This window comes from Dellaglioa sp. CoH-57-MRSF-20 (genome assembly GCF_056781955.1).
The window spans coordinates 265,179-281,449 of the sequence record NZ_JBXAXV010000003.1 but is presented as its reverse complement, the minus strand read 5'-3'; the positions used below and the strand labels follow the sequence as shown (position 1 = coordinate 281,449).

The following is a 16,271-nucleotide window of genomic DNA, read 5'->3' as shown; positions in this document are numbered from 1 at the left end:
TTAATTCATCTACATAGTTGAGATTCTGTATAACAGCAGCGCATTATAAGACAGACGTCTAGGACGTTATTTTTTATTATTAAAAAATGAACCACCTGGATGTGTGGACTTAAAAAACAATTAACCTATAATAAGGAAGGAGGAAACTTTAGATGCCAACAATTAATCAATTAGTTCGTAAAGGTCGTAATTCTAAAGGTTCAAAATCTGGTGCACCCGCATTAAACTTCGGGTATAACAGTTACAAAAAAGTTCAAACAGATAATCCTGCACCACAAAAACGTGGGGTTGCTACTCGTGTCGGAACAATGACACCTAAAAAGCCTAACTCTGCTTTACGTAAATATGCGCGTGTGCGTTTATCTAACTTACTTGAAGTTACAGCTTACATTCCTGGTATTGGACATAACTTGCAAGAACATAGTGTTGTTCTTATTCGTGGTGGCCGTGTAAAAGATTTACCTGGGGTACGTTACCATGTTATCCGTGGTGCTCTTGATACAGCCGGTGTTGCTGATCGTAAACAAAGTCGTTCAAAATACGGCGCAAAGAGACCTAAATAAGAATAAAGTTATTCTAATAAAAATAGAATCTAAGGAGGTTATTTAGATGCCAAGAAAAGGCCCAGCTCCAAAACGAGAAGTATTGCCTGATCCAATTTACAATTCTAAATTAGTAACACGTTTAATCAACCGTTTAATGTTAGATGGTCGTCGTGGTACTGCATCAAAGATCTTGTATGATGCATTCGAAATGATTAAAGAACAAACAGGAAACGAACCTAATGAAGTTTTTGATGAAGCTATGAAAAACATCATGCCTGTACTTGAAGTTAAAGCTCGCCGTGTCGGTGGTTCTAACTACCAAGTGCCAATTGAAGTTCGCCCTGATCGTCGTTCAACTTTAGGTTTACGTTGGTTAGTAAGTTACGCACGTTTACGTGGGGAACATACTATGCCAGAACGTTTAGCTAAAGAAATCATGGATGCAGCAAACAATACTGGTGCATCAGTTAAGAAACGTGAAGATACACATAAAATGGCTGACGCTAATAAAGCATTCGCACATTACCGCTGGTAATTTTATAAAAGAATGGCTATTATATGATTTTGATAATCGATATAGTAGTCATTTTTTTGAATCTATTTTAGAATCGAAAGGAGATACTACAAAATGGCAAATAAACGCGAATTCCCACTAGAAAAAACGCGTAATATCGGGATTGTTGCTCATATCGATGCTGGTAAGACAACAACTACTGAACGTATTTTATACTATACTGGTAAAATTCATAAAATTGGTGAAACTCATGAAGGAGCTTCACAAATGGATTGGATGGAACAAGAACAAGAACGTGGTATCACAATCACATCAGCTGCAACAACTGCTGAATGGAAAGAACATCGTATTAATATCATCGATACTCCAGGACATGTGGATTTCACTATTGAAGTTGAACGTTCACTTCGTGTCTTAGATGGAGCCGTTGTTGTTTTAGATGGTCAATCTGGTGTTGAACCACAAACTGAAAACGTTTGGCGTCAAGCTACAACATATTCAGTTCCTCGTATCGTTTTCATCAATAAGATGGATAAAATGGGTGCTAATTTTGATTACTCAGTAGGCACAATCAAAGATCGTCTTCAAGTAAATGCTGTTCCTATCCAAATGCCAATTGGTGCTGAAGATGATTTTGAAGGTGTTATTGATTTAATCGAAATGAAAGCCGATTTATATGATAACGAAGATTTAGGTGCTACATGGGAAAGTATTGACGTTCCTGAAGAATATTTAGAAGAAGCTACAAAACGTCGCGAAGCTTTAGTTGAAGCCGTTGCTGATGTTGATGAAAAGCTTATGGAAAAATATCTTGATGGTGTGGAAATTACTAAAGATGAAATCAAAGCTGCTATCCGTAAAGCAACATTAAATCTTGAAATGTACCCAGTTCTTGCTGGTTCAGCATTTAAAAACAAGGGTGTTCAAATGATGTTGGATGCTGTTAATGATTTCTTACCATCTCCTTTAGATGTTAAACCTTATAACGCAGTAGATCCTAAAACAGATGAAGAAGTTGAAATCACAGCCGGTGATGACAAAGATTTCGCTGCTTTAGCATTTAAAATTGCAACGGATCCCTTCGTTGGTCGTTTAACATTCTTCCGTGTTTACTCAGGTACATTACAAGCTGGTTCTTATGTCTTGAACTCTACTAAAGACACGCGTGAACGTGTTGGTCGTATCCTTCAAATGCATTCAAATCACCGTAATGAAATTCCTGAAGTATTCTCTGGTGATATTGCTGCTGCTATTGGTTTGAAAAATACGACAACTGGTGATTCATTAACGGATGAAAAACATCCATTAATCCTTGAATCAATGGAATTCCCTGAACCAGTTATCCAAGTATCTATCGAACCAAAAACAAAAGCTGATCAAGATAAGATGGATATCGGTTTACAAAAACTAGCAGAAGAAGATCCTTCATTCAAGGCTGAAACTAACCCTGAAACTGGTGAAACTTTAATCGCTGGGATGGGTGAATTGCATTTGGATATCATCGTTGATCGTATGAGACGTGAATTTAACGTTGAAGCTACTGTTGGTGAACCACAAGTTGCCTACCGTGAAACATTTACAAAAACTGTTTCTGCACAAGGTAAATTCGTTCGTCAATCTGGTGGTAAAGGTCAATATGGTGATGTTACAGTTGAATTCTCACCTAATGAAGAGGGTGGCGGTTTCGCATTCGAAGACGCTATCGTCGGTGGGGTTGTTCCTCGTGAATATATTCCTTCAGTTGAACAAGGTTTGAGAGAAGCTATGCAAAATGGTGTTCTTGCAGGCTACCCACTTATTGATGTTAAAGCTAAGTTATATGATGGATCATATCATGATGTCGATTCTAACGAATCAGCATTTAAGGTAGCTGCCTCAATGGCATTGAGAAAAGCTGCTAAGAGTGCTGGTGCTGTTATTCTTGAACCAATGATGAAAGTTGAAGTTGTCGCTCCTGAAGATTACTTAGGTGATGTTATGGGACATGTAACTGCTCGTCGTGGACGTGTTGAAGGTATGGAAGCTCGCGGAAATGCACAAGTTGTTAACGCAATGGTTCCTCTTTCAGGTATGTTCGGTTACGCAACTACTTTACGTTCTTCTACACAAGGACGTGGTACATTCACAATGACATTTGATCATTACGAAGCTGTACCAAAATCAATCCAAGAAGAAATTATGAAGAAAAACGGAACAGCTACTGATTAATTAGTTGGTCTGAATTATAAAAGAAGTTATCACTTGTTGATAGCTTCTTTTTTTGTGGTAAAATAACATTTGGAAAATAAAAAAAGTTTTAAAAATGTTAATTATGATTATATAATGAGAAACTTTGAAAAAAAATAAGAAAGCACTTGCCATAAGGCTTTATCTCTAGTAGTATAGATAAGTACCCAAAAACAGATGGCGTATTACGCCCTGCGATAGGGTTTCATAGAATGAGCTAAGATGTGAAAGATTGCGACACGCCCGGCAGCTTTGCCACGCAAGGTGTGTCGGTCACTTACACGGAGCTAGTCTTATTTTTAAAATAGACGAAGGAGGGAACAAAATGGCAAAACAAAAAATTCGTATTCGCTTAAAAGCTTACGAACACCGTATTTTAGACCAATCTGCTGACAAGATTGTTGAAACTGCAAAAAGAACAGGGGCAACAATTTCTGGACCAATTCCATTGCCAACAGAACGTACATTATACACAGTTTTACGTTCACCACATAAGCATAAAGATTCACGTGAACAATTCGAAATGCTTACACATAAACGTTTGATTGATATCGTTAACCCAACACCTAAGACAGTTGATTCATTGATGAAACTTGACTTACCTAGTGGCGTTGATATTGAAATCAAATTATAAAACAGAGTTACAAAAATAAAAATACAAACATATTGGAGGTGTACTCATGACTACAAAAGGAATCTTAGGAAAAAAAGTAGGTATGACACAAGTTTTTACTGAAAATGGTGAATTGGTACCAGTTACAGTGATTGAATCTACGCCAAACGTTGTTTTACAATTGAAAACAATTGAAAACGATGGTTACGAAGCAATTCAATTAGGTTACCAAGACATGCGCGAAGTATTAACAAACAAACCTGCTAAAGGTCATGCAGCAAAAGCAAATACTACTCCTAAGCGCTTCGTTCGTGAAATTAACGATGTTGAGCTTGGAGAATATAACGTAGGTGACGAAATTAAAGTTGATACATTCTCAGCTGGCGATATCGTTAACGTTACGGGTACGTCTAAGGGACATGGTTTCCAAGGAAATATCAAACGTTGGGGACAATCACGAGGTCCTATGACTCATGGTTCTCGTTATCATCGTCGTCCTGGTTCAATGGGTGCCGTTATTAACCGTGTATTCAAAGGTAAGAGATTACCAGGTCGCATGGGTGGCAAACGCGTAACTGTCCAAAACTTGGAAATTATTCGTGTTGACGTTGATAGTAATGTTATCTTGATTAAAGGTAACGTACCAGGCGCAAACAAAACATTAGTTACAATTAAAAACGTCACAAAAGACGCTAAATAACAGGAAGGAGGAATTTCAAAATGCCAACAGTCGCATTATTAAAACAAGATGGTACTAAAAATGGTGAAGTTGAATTAAACGACGCTATTTTTGGAATCGAACCTAACGACAATGTCATTTTTGACGCCGTAATCATGCAACGTGCATCATTACGTCAAGGAACTCATTCAGTTAAAAACAAAAGTGCAGTTTCAGGTGGTGGTAGAAAACCATGGCGCCAAAAAGGTACAGGTCGTGCTCGTCAAGGATCTATCCGTAGCCCACAATGGCGTGGTGGTGGTGTCGTATTTGGCCCTACTCCTCGTTCATACAGTTACAAATTACCTAAAAAAGTTCGCCGTTTAGCTCTTAAATCAGTACTTTCACAAAAAGTATTGGATAACAGCGTGGTTATGGTCGATGCACTTAGCTTCGAACAACCAAAGACAAAAACTTTCAAAGAAGTTTTAAGTAACTTAGATATCAACAAAAAAGTATTAATAGTTCTTGAACCTGGCAATGATTTCGTTGCTTTAGCAGCTCGTAACTTACAAAATGTTACAGTAGTAGAAGCTAAAGGTGTTAACGTTCTTGACGTTATCAACAATGATAAATTAGTCATGACTCAAGCAGCTCTTTCTCAAGTAGAGGAGGCTCTTTCATAATGGAATCAAGAGATATTATCTTACGCCCAGTCATCACCGAAGCAGCAATGGATAGAATGGCTAACAAAGTTTACACATTCGACGTTGATACTCGTGCAACTAAAATTGAAGTCAAAAAAGCTATTGAAGATATTTTTGGCGTTAAAGTTGTAAAAGTAAATATCATGAATGTTAAAGGTAAGTTAAAACGTCAAGGTCGCTATGCTGGTTATACTAAAAAACGCCGTAAAGCAATTGTTACTTTAACTGCCGACTCAAAAGAAATCCAATTATTCGAAGAATAATCTAAAATTTTGTAAACTAGGAGGAAAACAACGTGGGAATTAAAAAATTCAAACCAACCACTAACGGTCGTCGTAATATGACTGGTTCTGATTTCTCAGAAATTACTAAATCAACTCCTGAAAAATCATTACTAGAATCAAAAAGCAGAACTGCCGGCCGTAATAACTATGGTCGCATTACTGTTCGTCACCGTGGTGGTGGTCATAAACGTCAATACCGTTTGATCGATTTCAAGCGTGTTAAAGACAATGTAACAGCAACTGTTAAAGCAATTGAATATGATCCAAACCGTTCAGCTAATATTGCATTATTACAATATACTGATGGTATCAAATCATACATCATTGCTCCTAAAGGATTAGAAGTTGGCATGATGGTTCAATCTGGTAAAGAAGCAGATATCAAGGTTGGTAACGCATTAGCTCTTCAAGATATCCCAGTTGGTACAATTATTCATAATGTCGAATTAAAACCAGGTAAGGGTGGACAACTTGCTCGTTCAGCCGGTGCTTCTGCACAATTACTTGGTAAAGAAGGTAAATACGTCCTTGTTCGTTTGACATCAGGCGAAGTTCGCATGATCTTATCAACATGTCGCGCATCTATCGGTGCTGTTGGTAACGAACAACATGAATTAATCAAAATTGGTAAAGCTGGTCGTGCTCGTTGGGCTGGTAAACGTCCTACAGTTCGTGGATCAGTTATGAATCCTAACGATCATCCTCATGGTGGTGGTGAAGGTAAAGCTCCAATTGGTCGTCCATCACCTATGTCTCCTTGGGGTCAAAAGACGATGGGTTACAAAACACGTTCAAAGAAAAACCAATCAGACAAATTTATCGTACGTGGACGCAACAAGAAATAATTTACTTGTTGCTTAAGCTATATTCCGGAAGGAGGATTCACATTGAGTCGTAGTCTAAAAAAAGGACCATTCGTCGATGAACATTTGATGAAAAAGGTCGAAGCACAAACTGATCAAGAAAAGAAAACAGTTATCAAAACATGGTCACGTCGTTCAACAATCTTCCCTAACTTCATTGGTCTAACTATCGCTGTATATGATGGACGTAAACACGTTCCAGTTTTTATGCAAGAAGATATGGTTGGTCATAAGTTGGGTGAATTTGTTCCAACACGTACTTTCCGTGGTCACGGATCTGACGATAAGAAAACTACAGTTAAATAAAGGAGGTTATACACATGGCTGAACAAGTAACATCAGCAAAAGCAACCGCCAAAACTGTTCGTATTCCAGCGCGTAAAGCTCGCTTGGTAATCGATCTTATCAGAGGTAAAAGTGTTGCTGAAGCTATCGGTATTTTGAGATTTACTCCCAGAGCCGGAAGCCCAATCATTGAAAAAGTTTTACTTTCTGCTGTAGCTAATGCAGAAAATAATTTTGATTTAGATGGTGAAAACTTAGTTATTACTGATATTTTTGCTAACGAAGGACCAACTTTAAAACGTTTCCGTCCTCGTGCTAAAGGATCAGCTTCACCAATTAACAAACGTACGAGTCACATTACAGTAGTTGTATCTGAAACTACAAAATAAGGAGGGATAACGCGTGGGTCAAAAAATAAATCCAACGGGATTACGTGTAGGTATCATTCGTGATTGGGATTCAAAATGGTATGCAGAAAAAGATTTTGCAAACTACCTTCATGAAGATTTACACATCCGTAAATACATTCAAGAAAAATTAACCGACGCTTCTGTCTCTATCGTTGAAATCGAACGCGCTGCAAAACGTGTTAACGTTTCAATCCATACTGCTAAACCTGGTATGGTTATCGGTAAAGGTGGAGCTGAAGTTGAAAAACTTCGTAAAGAATTAAATGATTTAACAGGTAAACGTGTGCATATCAACATTGTTGAAATCAAACGTCCTGATTTAGATGCTCAATTAGTCGGCGAAAACGTTGCGGAACAATTAGAAAACCGTGTCGCATTCCGTCGTGCTGTTAAACAAGCTATGCAACGTACAATGCGCTCTGGTGCTAAAGGTATCAAAGTTCAAGTTGCTGGCCGTCTTAACGGAGCTGATATGTCTCGTGTTGAAAGCTACTCAGATGGTACAGTTCCATTACATACCTTAAGAGCAGATATTGACTACGCTTGGGTTGAAGCAATGACTACTTACGGTAAATTAGGCGTTAAAGTCTGGATCTACCGTGGTGAAATCTTACCAGCTAAGAAAAACGCTGTGAAAGGAGGGAAATAACCTATGTTAGTACCTAAACGTACAAAATTCCGTCGTGAATTCCGTGGTAAAATGCGTGGGGAAGCTAAAGGTGGCAAAGAAGTCGCTTTTGGAGAATTCGGTTTACAGGCTCTTGAATCATCATGGATCACTAACCGTCAAATCGAAGCTTCTCGTGTCGCTATTAACCGTCATATGAAACGTGGTGGGAAAGTATGGATTAAAATTTTCCCTCATAAATCATATACTGCAAAAGCAATTGGTGTTCGAATGGGTTCTGGTAAAGGTGCTCCTGAAGGATGGGTAGCTCCAGTTAAACGTGGAAAGATCATGTTTGAAGTTGCCGGTGTTCCCGAAGAAGTTGCTCGCGAAGCTTTACGCTTAGCATCAAACAAACTTCCAGTGAGAACTAAAATTGTAAAACGTGAGGAAGTAGGTGGCGAATCACATGAAGGCTAAGGAAATTAATGAATTAACCACTGCTGAAATGATTACCAAAGAACAAGAATTTAAAGATGAATTGTTTAACTTACGCTTCCAATTAGCTACCGGTCAATTAGAAAATACCGCACGCTTAAGTGAAGTACGTAAAACAATTGCTCGTATTAAAACGGCATTACGCCAACAAGAATTAAACAAGTAGATTACGAAAGGGAGGCCATTTACGCATGAGTGAAACTCGTAACCAACGTAAAGTCTATCAAGGACGCGTTGTATCCGACAAAATGGATAAAACGATTAGTGTTCTTATCGAAACATACAAGACACACAAAACCTACGGTAAACGTGTGACTTATTCTAAAAAATTCTATGCACATGATGAAAATAACGAAGCAAAAATCGGCGATATCGTTCAAATTATGGAAACTCGTCCGTTGTCAGCAACTAAGAGATTCCGTTTATTAGATATCGTTGAAAAAGCAGTTATTGCTTAAGCATAATTGCCATTCGTATTTCTAATTTGCTATCGAAAGGAGGACACTTACTGTGATACAAACAGAAAGTCGTTTAAAAATTGCCGACAATTCAGGCGCAAAAGAAATCTTAACTATTAAAGTTTTAGGTGGATCAAAGCGTAAAACTGCTAATATCGGTGACGTTATTGTTGCTACTGTTAAACATGCAACACCAGGTGGTGTTGTCAAAAAAGGTGAAGTTGTTAAAGCTGTAATCGTACGTACAAAATCAGGTGCTCATCGCGCTGACGGTTCATACATCAAATTTGATGAAAATGCTGCCGTTATCATCCAAGATGATAAAAGCCCTAAAGGTACACGTATCTTTGGACCTGTTGCACGTGAATTACGTGATAACAATTTCATGAAGATTGTTTCTTTAGCACCCGAAGTATTATAAGAAATCCATCGGAAAACAAGGAGGTGCGCTAAATGTTCGTCAAAACTGGTGATAAAGTTCAATTAATTGCAGGTAAAGATAAAGGTAAACAAGGTACTGTTACTAAAGTTTTCCTTAAAGATGACCGTGTGATTGTTGAAGGCATGAATATTGCAAAAAAACATCAAAAACCTAGTAACTCGAATCCACAAGGTGGCATCGTGGATATAGAAGCACCAATTCACGTTTCAAACGTGATGCTTATCGACCCATCTACAAACGAACCAACTCGTGTTGGCTTCAAAGTTGTAGACGGCAAGAAAGTTAGAGTTTCTAAAAAATCAGGTGAAACTGTTAAATAGACCTACTGAAAGGAGGACACTTTCTTCATGACTAACCGTTTAAAAGAAAAGTTCACTAATGAAATTACACCATCTATGATGGAAAAATTTAACTACACATCAATTATGCAAACACCTCAAGTTGATAAAATTGTTATCAACATGGGTGTTGGTGATGCTGTTACTAATGCTAAAAATTTAGATAAAGCTGTTGAAGAATTAGCTTTAATCGCTGGTCAAAAACCTTTGGTTACAAAAGCTAAAAAATCAATTGCTGGCTTCCGTTTACGTGAAGGTATGCCAATCGGTGCTAAAGTTACTTTACGTGGCGAACGCATGTACGATTTCTTAGATAAATTAGTTTCAGTTTCATTACCTCGTGTGCGTGATTTCCGTGGCGTTAGCAAAAAAGCCTTTGATGGCCGTGGTAACTATACTTTAGGTGTTCGCGAACAATTAATTTTCCCAGAAATCGATTTTGATGATGTGGATAAAGTTCGTGGAATGGATATCGTTATTGTTACAACTGCTAATACTGATGAGGAATCAAAAGAATTACTCACACAATTAGGTATGCCGTTTTCTAAATAATAAGGAGGTTACAAAGCTTTGGCTAAAAAATCATTAATTGCAAAGAACAAACGTCCAGCAAAATTCTCTACACAAGCTTATACACGTTGCGAACGTTGTGGTCGCCCACATTCTGTTTATCGTAAATTTAAATTATGCCGTATTTGTCTTCGTGACCTTGCTCACAAAGGCCAAATTCCTGGTATGAAAAAAGCTAGCTGGTAAATCTAAAAGACAAGTTAAAGGAGGGTAAACTCAATGGTCATGACTGATCCGATCGCAGACTTTTTAACTCGTATCCGTAATGCAAACATGGTACGGCATGAGTCTTTAGAAGTGCCTGCTTCAAAAATCAAACGTGATATCGCTGAAATCCTTAAAAATGAAGGTTTCGTACGTGATATCGAATACATCGATGATGACAAACAAGGTATTATCCGTGTATTTTTAAAATTTGGAAAAGACAACGAACGTGTAATCTCTGGTATTAAACGTATCTCAAAACCAGGATTACGTACGTACGTTCAAGCTGATGCAGTTCCTAAAGTATTAAATGGTTTAGGAATCGCAGTTATCTCAACATCAGAAGGTGTGATGACAGATAAAGATGCACGCGCCAAACAAATTGGTGGCGAAGTCTTAGCATACATCTGGTAATCAATTAATTCGTAAGGAGGTGTCACTCGCGTGAGTCGTATAGGTTATAAAGAAATCGTTCTTCCTGCTGGTGTAGAAGTTACACAAGAAGGTCAAATGGTTACAGTAAAAGGCCCCAAAGGTGAATTAACTCGTAAGTTCTCTAGTGCTATTACAATGCATGTTGAAGGTCTTTCAGTTAAATTTACTCGTGAAAGTGACGATAAAAGCACTCGTGCCTTACATGGTACAATGCGTGCCAACGTAAACAACATGGTTCTTGGTGTTACAGAAGGTTTCAAAAAAGAACTTGAGTTGATTGGTGTTGGTTATCGTGCACAATTACAAGGGAAAAAATTAGTATTAAATGTTGGTTATTCACATCCAGTGGATTTTGAAGAACGCGAAAACTTAACTGTTGAAGTTCCTGCAAATACAAGTATTATTATTTCAGGTATCAGTAAACAAGAAGTTGGCGATCTTGCCGCAGAAATTCGTGCCGTTCGTCCTCCAGAACCTTATAAAGGTAAAGGAATTCGTTACGTTGGCGAATATGTTCGTCGTAAAGAAGGTAAAACAGGTAAATAATGCTGCTTAGCATTGCTTACTTTGTTTTTGAATAAAATCAAGAGGTGAAAATTGTGATTACAAAACCAGATAGAAATAAAACACGTTCAAAACGTCATTTACGTGTTCGTGGCAAGATTTCTGGAACTGCAGAGTGCCCACGCTTAAACGTATTCCGTTCTAATAACCACATCTACGCTCAAGTAATTGATGACGTAGCGGGTGTAACGCTAGCAAGTGCCTCAACAATTGATAGTGAAGTAACTGGCGACAGTAAAGTAGCAAAAGCTACTGCTGTTGGCGCATTAGTTGCTAAACGTGCTAATGACAAAGGTATCAAAGCTGTTGTTTTTGATCGTGGCGGATACTTATACCATGGACGCGTTGCTGCTTTAGCTGAAGCAGCTCGTGAAAATGGATTAGAATTCTAAGAAAGGGAGGAAATAGTTTATGACTTTCATTGATCCAACTCATTTAGATTTAGAAGATCGTGTTGTTGCGATTAACCGTGTTACTAAAGTTGTAAAAGGTGGACGTCGTCTACGTTTTGCTGCATTAGTTATTGTCGGTGATCACAATGGTCATGTAGGCTTCGGTACAGGTAAAGCTCAAGAAGTTCCTGAAGCAATCCGTAAAGCAGTTGAAGATGCTAAAAAGAACTTGATTGAAGTACCTATGGTCGGTACGACACTTCCTCACGAAGTTCTCGGTCAATACAGTGGTGGACGCATTATGCTTAAACCAGCTGTTGAAGGTTCTGGAGTTGCCGCTGGTGGTTCAGTTCGTGCCGTTATGGAACTTGCTGGAGTAGCAGATGTAACAAGTAAATCATTAGGCTCAAATACACCAATCAACGTTGTTCGCGCAACAATGGATGGTTTAAAGAAAATGAAGAGTGCTGAAGAAGTTGCTGCATTACGTGGCGTTTCTATTCAACACTTAGCTGACTAGGAGGACTAAAACATGACAGATTTAAAAATTACATTAAAACGCAGTGTCATCGGACGTCCTCAAAATCAACGCGAAATCGTTAAAGCTTTCGGTTTACACCGTATTAGCAGCTCTGTTATTCGTCCTAATGACGCAGTAACACGAGGCGTTATCGCCAAGATTTCTCATTTAGTGGACGTTGAAGAAGTTAAATAACATCAACATCTTGTTTGCAGTTTAAAATAAGGAGGTGCCAACCCTATGAAATTACATGAATTAAAACCAAGTGAAGGTTCTCGCTCAGTACGTAACCGTGTCGGACGTGGAACATCTTCAGGTAATGGTAAAACTTCTGGACGTGGTCAAAAAGGCCAAAAAGCCCGTAGTAAAGTACGTTTAGGTTTTGAAGGTGGACAAATGCCTTTATTCCGTCGTATGCCAAAACGTGGATTTAATAACTTCAACCGTAAAGAATATGCAGTTGTCAATTTAGATAGCTTAAACAAATTCGAAAACGGTGCTGAAGTAACACCAGCATTACTTGTTGAATCAGGTATTGTTAAGAACGAAAAATCAGGAATTAAAATTTTAGCTTCCGGCGAACTTAACAAGAAATTATCTGTTAAAGCAGGTAAATTCTCAGCTGCTGCTAAAGAAGCTATTGAAGCTGCCGGTGGTCAAACAGAGGTGATCTAATGCTTAAAGTGATGAAAAATGCATTAGCTGTGAAAGAAATCCGTCAAAAGATTTTTTTCACTTTATGCGTTTTAATTGTCTTTCGCTTAGGTACTTTTATAACAGTTCCTGGAATTAACCATGCTGCAATTGCTAGTGCAACAAGTAGTAACTTAGTTAGTCTTCTTAACACTTTTAGTGGTGGTGGATTAACTAATTACTCAATTTTCGCAATGGGGGTTTCACCCTACATTACAGCTCAAATTGTTATTCAATTACTACAAATGGACATTGTTCCTCGTTTTGTAGAATGGAGTAAGCAAGGTGAAGTTGGTCGTCGTAAATTGAATCAAGCTACACGTTACCTAACAATTGTCTTAGCATTTGTTCAATCTGTAGGTATCACCGCAGGGTTAGACTCATTAAGTAGTTTAGGTTTGGTTAACAATCCAAGTACGCAAACATATGTTGTTTTGGGCGTTATTTTAACAGCCGGAACAATGTTTACGACTTGGTTAGGTGATATGATTACTGAACGTGGTATTGGGAATGGTGTTTCCATGTTAATCATGGCAGGTATCGTTTCTCGTATTCCAGGTGGTATTAAACAGATTTTCAATGAACAAATTTTCCAAGCTGATAAAGGTGATCTTTGGGGGGGCATCTTGTTCATAGTTATCTTGCTCGTTATTATTTTTGCAATCGTAACTTTTGTAACATATGTTCAACAAGCTAACTATAAGATTCCAATTCAATACACAAGACGTGTTGCTGGTGCGACAGATAGTTCATATCTGCCACTTAAGGTAAACGTTGCGGGTGTTATCCCCGTTATTTTTGCGAGTTCGTTCATTGCAACACCCCAAACTGTGCTTTTGGCATTCCAAAGCTCACAAGGGGACACGACTTGGTATAAAGTATTAAGTCAAGTTTTCAACATGCAAACAACATACGGAGCCATCCTATATACCGTATTGATTGTCTTGTTCACATTCTTCTACGCTTTCGTACAGGTAAATCCTGAGAAACTCTCAGAGAATTTACAAAAACAAGGAAGTTATATTCCAAGTGTTTGGCCTGGTAAAGCAACAGAAAAATATGTTTCAAAATTATTAATGCGTTTAAGTACTGTTGGTTCATTATTCTTAGGATTTGTTGCTTTAATTCCATTATTAGCATCAAGTTTGTTCGGATTAGATGAATCAGTTGGTTTGGGTGGTACTAGTCTGTTGATTGTCGTTGGGGTTGCTCTTGAAACTATTCGTCAATTAGAGGGTATGATGATGAAACGTAAGTACGTCGGATTCATTAGATAATCGATAAAAAACAAATTTTAAACTGAGAATTAGGTTAGGCTGATGCCTAACCATTTCTCATATTAGGAGGATATTCATGACTAAAATGAACCTGATGTTAATGGGTTTACCTGGTGCAGGTAAGGGAACACAAGCTGAAAAGATTGTCGACGCTTTCCACATCGCTCATATCTCTACGGGAGACATCTTCCGTGCAGCAATGAAAAATGAAACACCAATGGGACTTGAAGCTAAAAAGTATATCGATCGTGGTGACCTTGTTCCTGATGAAGTCACAAATGGCATTGTCAAAGAACGATTAGCTGAAGATGATATTCAAGATGGCTACATGCTTGATGGGTTTCCAAGAAATATGGCACAAGCTGTTGCCTTGGACGAAATCGGTAAGGACCTTGGAAAACCTCTTAACGCAGTCATTGACATTCATGTTGATCCTGAATCTCTAATCGAACGTTTAACTGGTCGTTACATTTGTCGTAATTGTGGAGCTACATATCACAAAATCTTCAACCCCACAAAGGTTGAAGGAACATGTGATCGCTGTGGGCAACATGAATTTTATCAACGTGAAGATGACAAACTTGAAACGGTTAAAAATCGTTTAGAAGTTAACATCAAAATGAATACACCGTTATTAGATTTTTACGAACAACGTCATCTATTGTATACAGTAGATGGTAACCGCGATATTGAAGATGTATTTGCAGATATTGAAACGATTTTAAACAATCTCAAGTAATCTGAGTATTCCGCTGCAAAGTAATTGTGCCGGAGTGGCTAACTTGCATCTGAGATAGCGGTATGATAGAATAATTCCGGTTTATCTTTTCAGGAGGATATTTGTAATAATATCCTGATAAGAACGGGTGAGAGTGTCTAATTCTCGCCATTTTTACATGTAAAGTTAAAACACGATTTTAAGGAGGTACATTTACGTGGCGAAAGAAGAAGTAATTGAGATTGAGGGTACGGTCCGTGAAACGTTACCCAATGCGACTTTTCGAGTTGTACTTGAAAATGATCATGAAATTTTAGCTCATGTCTCTGGTAAAATTCGTAAGAATTATATTCGTATTTTACCTGGTGATAAAGTGACGGTTGAAATGTCTCCTTACGATTTAAGTAAGGGTCGTATTACTTATCGCTTTAAATAGATTGTACTTCAAAAACTTTTAGGAGGTATAATTCAATGAAAGTAAGACCATCAGTAAAACCAATGTGTGAACATTGTAAAGTTATCAAGCGCAAAGGTCGAGTTATGATCATTTGTAGCGCAAATCCAAAACATAAACAACGTCAAGGATAATAAAAATTAGGAGGTGTAATTGTTATGGCTCGTATTGCAGGTATTGATATTCCACGTGATAAAAGAATCGTGGTAGCATTAACTTACATTTATGGAATCGGTAATACAACTGCTGCTAAGATCTTGGTAGAAGCAGAAGTATCAGAAGATATTAGAACTCGTGATTTAACAACTGACCAAGAGGATGCAATCCGTAAAGTTGTTGATCAATTTAAAATTGAAGGTGACTTACGTCGCGAAATCAGTTTAAACATTAAACGTCTCCAAGAAATTGGAACGTACCGAGGCATGCGTCATCGTCGTGGTTTACCAGTTCGTGGACAAAACACGAAAAACAACGCTCGTACACGTAAAGGCCCAGCTACATCAATTGCAGGCCGCAAGAAATAATTACTAGATTAAGGAGGTAATACTATTTATGGCAACTAAGAAAGTTTCTCGCAAACGCCGTGTTAAAAAACATATTGAAGCCGGTGTTGCACATATTCATTCTACTTTTAACAATACACTTGTTATGATTACTGATGTTAACGGTAACGCTGTTGCATGGTCATCAGCTGGTGCATTAGGTTTTAGAGGTAGTCGTAAATCTACACCATTCGCAGCACAAATGGCAGCAGAAGCTGCAGCTAAAGGCTCAATGGAAAATGGTATGAAGACTGTTGAAGTAGCAGTTAAAGGACCTGGTTCTGGCCGTGAAGCCGCAATCCGTGCTTTACAAACTACTGGTCTTGAAGTAACAGCAATTCGCGATGTTACTCCAGTGCCTCATAATGGATGTCGTCCTCCAAAACGCCGTCGTGTTTAACGTGGATTAATATTCATTACGGAGTTGAACTTCATAATGTTTTCACTAGATTAC

General features: G+C 38.1%; 30 protein-coding genes. All 30 read left to right on the top strand.

Annotation, left to right across the window (positions count from 1 at the left end):
• The first annotated feature begins 152 nt into the window (after nucleotides 1–152).
• The 30 genes from rpsL (at nucleotide 153) to rpsK (ending at nucleotide 16,217) form a co-directional block, all read left to right on the top strand.
• The gene (gene rpsL / locus AC1RPN_RS05090) at nucleotides 153–563 is read left to right on the top strand and encodes a 30S ribosomal protein S12 (protein WP_057974646.1); all 411 of its coding nucleotides are present in this window, start codon (nucleotides 153–155) and stop codon (nucleotides 561–563) included.
• A 46-nt stretch (nucleotides 564–609) separates the two neighbouring features.
• A complete protein-coding gene (rpsG, locus tag AC1RPN_RS05085; protein ID WP_057974645.1) occupies nucleotides 610–1,080 on the top strand; it encodes a 30S ribosomal protein S7 in 471 nt (156 codons plus the stop codon).
• A 93-nt stretch (nucleotides 1,081–1,173) separates the two neighbouring features.
• On the top strand, nucleotides 1,174–3,267 hold the full coding sequence (gene fusA, locus AC1RPN_RS05080) for an elongation factor G (protein ID WP_409022017.1): 2,094 nt from the start codon (nucleotides 1,174–1,176) through the stop codon (nucleotides 3,265–3,267).
• Between the two features lie 343 nt (nucleotides 3,268–3,610).
• Nucleotides 3,611–3,919, top strand: a complete 309-nt coding sequence (gene rpsJ / locus AC1RPN_RS05075; RefSeq protein ID WP_057974643.1) for a 30S ribosomal protein S10 — start codon at nucleotides 3,611–3,613, stop codon at nucleotides 3,917–3,919.
• Between the two features lie 46 nt (nucleotides 3,920–3,965).
• Nucleotides 3,966–4,598, top strand: a complete 633-nt coding sequence (rplC, locus tag AC1RPN_RS05070; RefSeq protein WP_481761616.1) for a 50S ribosomal protein L3 — start codon at nucleotides 3,966–3,968, stop codon at nucleotides 4,596–4,598.
• A gap of 20 nt (nucleotides 4,599–4,618) precedes the next feature.
• Complete coding sequence (rplD, locus tag AC1RPN_RS05065; protein ID WP_409022019.1) at nucleotides 4,619–5,242, top strand: 50S ribosomal protein L4; 624 nt, start codon at nucleotides 4,619–4,621, stop codon at nucleotides 5,240–5,242.
• Nucleotides 5,242–5,526, top strand: a complete 285-nt coding sequence (gene rplW / locus AC1RPN_RS05060) for a 50S ribosomal protein L23 (RefSeq protein WP_409022020.1) — start codon at nucleotides 5,242–5,244, stop codon at nucleotides 5,524–5,526. The genes rplD and rplW overlap by 1 nt, the downstream gene beginning before the upstream one ends.
• Nucleotides 5,527–5,558: 32 nt before the next feature.
• Nucleotides 5,559–6,392 carry a 50S ribosomal protein L2 gene (gene rplB / locus AC1RPN_RS05055; protein WP_409022021.1) on the top strand — a complete coding sequence of 278 codons (834 nt, stop codon included), beginning with the start codon at nucleotides 5,559–5,561 and terminating at the stop codon, nucleotides 6,390–6,392.
• Between the two features lie 42 nt (nucleotides 6,393–6,434).
• Nucleotides 6,435–6,716: a 30S ribosomal protein S19 gene (gene rpsS / locus AC1RPN_RS05050; protein WP_057974638.1), complete on the top strand. Its 282-nt coding sequence runs from the start codon at nucleotides 6,435–6,437 to the stop codon at nucleotides 6,714–6,716.
• A 14-nt stretch (nucleotides 6,717–6,730) separates the two neighbouring features.
• Nucleotides 6,731–7,084 carry a 50S ribosomal protein L22 gene (gene rplV, locus AC1RPN_RS05045; RefSeq protein ID WP_409022022.1) on the top strand — a complete coding sequence of 118 codons (354 nt, stop codon included), beginning with the start codon at nucleotides 6,731–6,733 and terminating at the stop codon, nucleotides 7,082–7,084.
• 13 nt (nucleotides 7,085–7,097) lie between these two features.
• Nucleotides 7,098–7,754 (top strand): 30S ribosomal protein S3, encoded by a 657-nt coding sequence (gene rpsC, locus AC1RPN_RS05040; RefSeq protein ID WP_057974636.1) that lies wholly within the window; start codon nucleotides 7,098–7,100, stop codon nucleotides 7,752–7,754.
• Nucleotides 7,755–7,757: 3 nt separating this feature from the next.
• A complete protein-coding gene (gene rplP / locus AC1RPN_RS05035) occupies nucleotides 7,758–8,192 on the top strand; it encodes a 50S ribosomal protein L16 (RefSeq protein ID WP_057974635.1) in 435 nt (144 codons plus the stop codon).
• Nucleotides 8,182–8,376: a 50S ribosomal protein L29 gene (rpmC, locus tag AC1RPN_RS05030; protein WP_057974634.1), complete on the top strand. Its 195-nt coding sequence runs from the start codon at nucleotides 8,182–8,184 to the stop codon at nucleotides 8,374–8,376. The genes rplP and rpmC overlap by 11 nt, the downstream gene beginning before the upstream one ends.
• A gap of 25 nt (nucleotides 8,377–8,401) precedes the next feature.
• A complete protein-coding gene (gene rpsQ, locus AC1RPN_RS05025; protein ID WP_057974633.1) occupies nucleotides 8,402–8,668 on the top strand; it encodes a 30S ribosomal protein S17 in 267 nt (88 codons plus the stop codon).
• A 52-nt stretch (nucleotides 8,669–8,720) separates the two neighbouring features.
• Entirely contained in the window at nucleotides 8,721–9,089 is a 369-nt protein-coding gene (rplN, locus tag AC1RPN_RS05020) for a 50S ribosomal protein L14 (protein WP_409022023.1), read from the top strand.
• Nucleotides 9,090–9,121: 32 nt separating this feature from the next.
• The gene (rplX, locus tag AC1RPN_RS05015; protein ID WP_409022024.1) at nucleotides 9,122–9,430 is read left to right on the top strand and encodes a 50S ribosomal protein L24; all 309 of its coding nucleotides are present in this window, start codon (nucleotides 9,122–9,124) and stop codon (nucleotides 9,428–9,430) included.
• 27 nt (nucleotides 9,431–9,457) lie between these two features.
• The gene (gene rplE, locus AC1RPN_RS05010; RefSeq protein WP_409022025.1) at nucleotides 9,458–10,000 is read left to right on the top strand and encodes a 50S ribosomal protein L5; all 543 of its coding nucleotides are present in this window, start codon (nucleotides 9,458–9,460) and stop codon (nucleotides 9,998–10,000) included.
• 18 nt (nucleotides 10,001–10,018) lie between these two features.
• Nucleotides 10,019–10,204 (top strand): type Z 30S ribosomal protein S14, encoded by a 186-nt coding sequence (locus AC1RPN_RS05005; RefSeq protein WP_057974629.1) that lies wholly within the window; start codon nucleotides 10,019–10,021, stop codon nucleotides 10,202–10,204.
• A 33-nt stretch (nucleotides 10,205–10,237) separates the two neighbouring features.
• Nucleotides 10,238–10,636, top strand: coding sequence for a 30S ribosomal protein S8 (gene rpsH / locus AC1RPN_RS05000; protein WP_057974628.1), 399 nt, complete (start codon nucleotides 10,238–10,240; stop codon nucleotides 10,634–10,636).
• A 30-nt stretch (nucleotides 10,637–10,666) separates the two neighbouring features.
• Nucleotides 10,667–11,203 (top strand): 50S ribosomal protein L6, encoded by a 537-nt coding sequence (gene rplF, locus AC1RPN_RS04995; protein WP_481761615.1) that lies wholly within the window; start codon nucleotides 10,667–10,669, stop codon nucleotides 11,201–11,203.
• A 53-nt stretch (nucleotides 11,204–11,256) separates the two neighbouring features.
• Nucleotides 11,257–11,613, top strand: a complete 357-nt coding sequence (rplR, locus tag AC1RPN_RS04990) for a 50S ribosomal protein L18 (protein ID WP_462298812.1) — start codon at nucleotides 11,257–11,259, stop codon at nucleotides 11,611–11,613.
• A gap of 19 nt (nucleotides 11,614–11,632) precedes the next feature.
• A complete protein-coding gene (gene rpsE / locus AC1RPN_RS04985; protein WP_409022028.1) occupies nucleotides 11,633–12,133 on the top strand; it encodes a 30S ribosomal protein S5 in 501 nt (166 codons plus the stop codon).
• Between the two features lie 12 nt (nucleotides 12,134–12,145).
• A complete protein-coding gene (rpmD, locus tag AC1RPN_RS04980) occupies nucleotides 12,146–12,328 on the top strand; it encodes a 50S ribosomal protein L30 (RefSeq protein WP_057974624.1) in 183 nt (60 codons plus the stop codon).
• 45 nt (nucleotides 12,329–12,373) lie between these two features.
• Nucleotides 12,374–12,808 (top strand): 50S ribosomal protein L15, encoded by a 435-nt coding sequence (gene rplO, locus AC1RPN_RS04975; RefSeq protein ID WP_409022029.1) that lies wholly within the window; start codon nucleotides 12,374–12,376, stop codon nucleotides 12,806–12,808.
• Entirely contained in the window at nucleotides 12,808–14,103 is a 1,296-nt protein-coding gene (gene secY, locus AC1RPN_RS04970; RefSeq protein WP_409022030.1) for a preprotein translocase subunit SecY, read from the top strand. The genes rplO and secY overlap by 1 nt, the downstream gene beginning before the upstream one ends.
• Nucleotides 14,104–14,179: 76 nt before the next feature.
• Nucleotides 14,180–14,842 (top strand): adenylate kinase, encoded by a 663-nt coding sequence (locus tag AC1RPN_RS04965; protein WP_481761614.1) that lies wholly within the window; start codon nucleotides 14,180–14,182, stop codon nucleotides 14,840–14,842.
• 196 nt (nucleotides 14,843–15,038) lie between these two features.
• Nucleotides 15,039–15,257 (top strand): translation initiation factor IF-1, encoded by a 219-nt coding sequence (infA, locus tag AC1RPN_RS04960; protein ID WP_057974621.1) that lies wholly within the window; start codon nucleotides 15,039–15,041, stop codon nucleotides 15,255–15,257.
• A 35-nt stretch (nucleotides 15,258–15,292) separates the two neighbouring features.
• The gene (gene rpmJ / locus AC1RPN_RS04955) at nucleotides 15,293–15,409 is read left to right on the top strand and encodes a 50S ribosomal protein L36 (RefSeq protein WP_057756760.1); all 117 of its coding nucleotides are present in this window, start codon (nucleotides 15,293–15,295) and stop codon (nucleotides 15,407–15,409) included.
• A 24-nt stretch (nucleotides 15,410–15,433) separates the two neighbouring features.
• Nucleotides 15,434–15,799 carry a 30S ribosomal protein S13 gene (gene rpsM / locus AC1RPN_RS04950; protein WP_057974620.1) on the top strand — a complete coding sequence of 122 codons (366 nt, stop codon included), beginning with the start codon at nucleotides 15,434–15,436 and terminating at the stop codon, nucleotides 15,797–15,799.
• Nucleotides 15,800–15,827: 28 nt separating this feature from the next.
• Complete coding sequence (gene rpsK / locus AC1RPN_RS04945; protein ID WP_057974619.1) at nucleotides 15,828–16,217, top strand: 30S ribosomal protein S11; 390 nt, start codon at nucleotides 15,828–15,830, stop codon at nucleotides 16,215–16,217.
• Nucleotides 16,218–16,271: the final 54 nt, after the last annotated feature.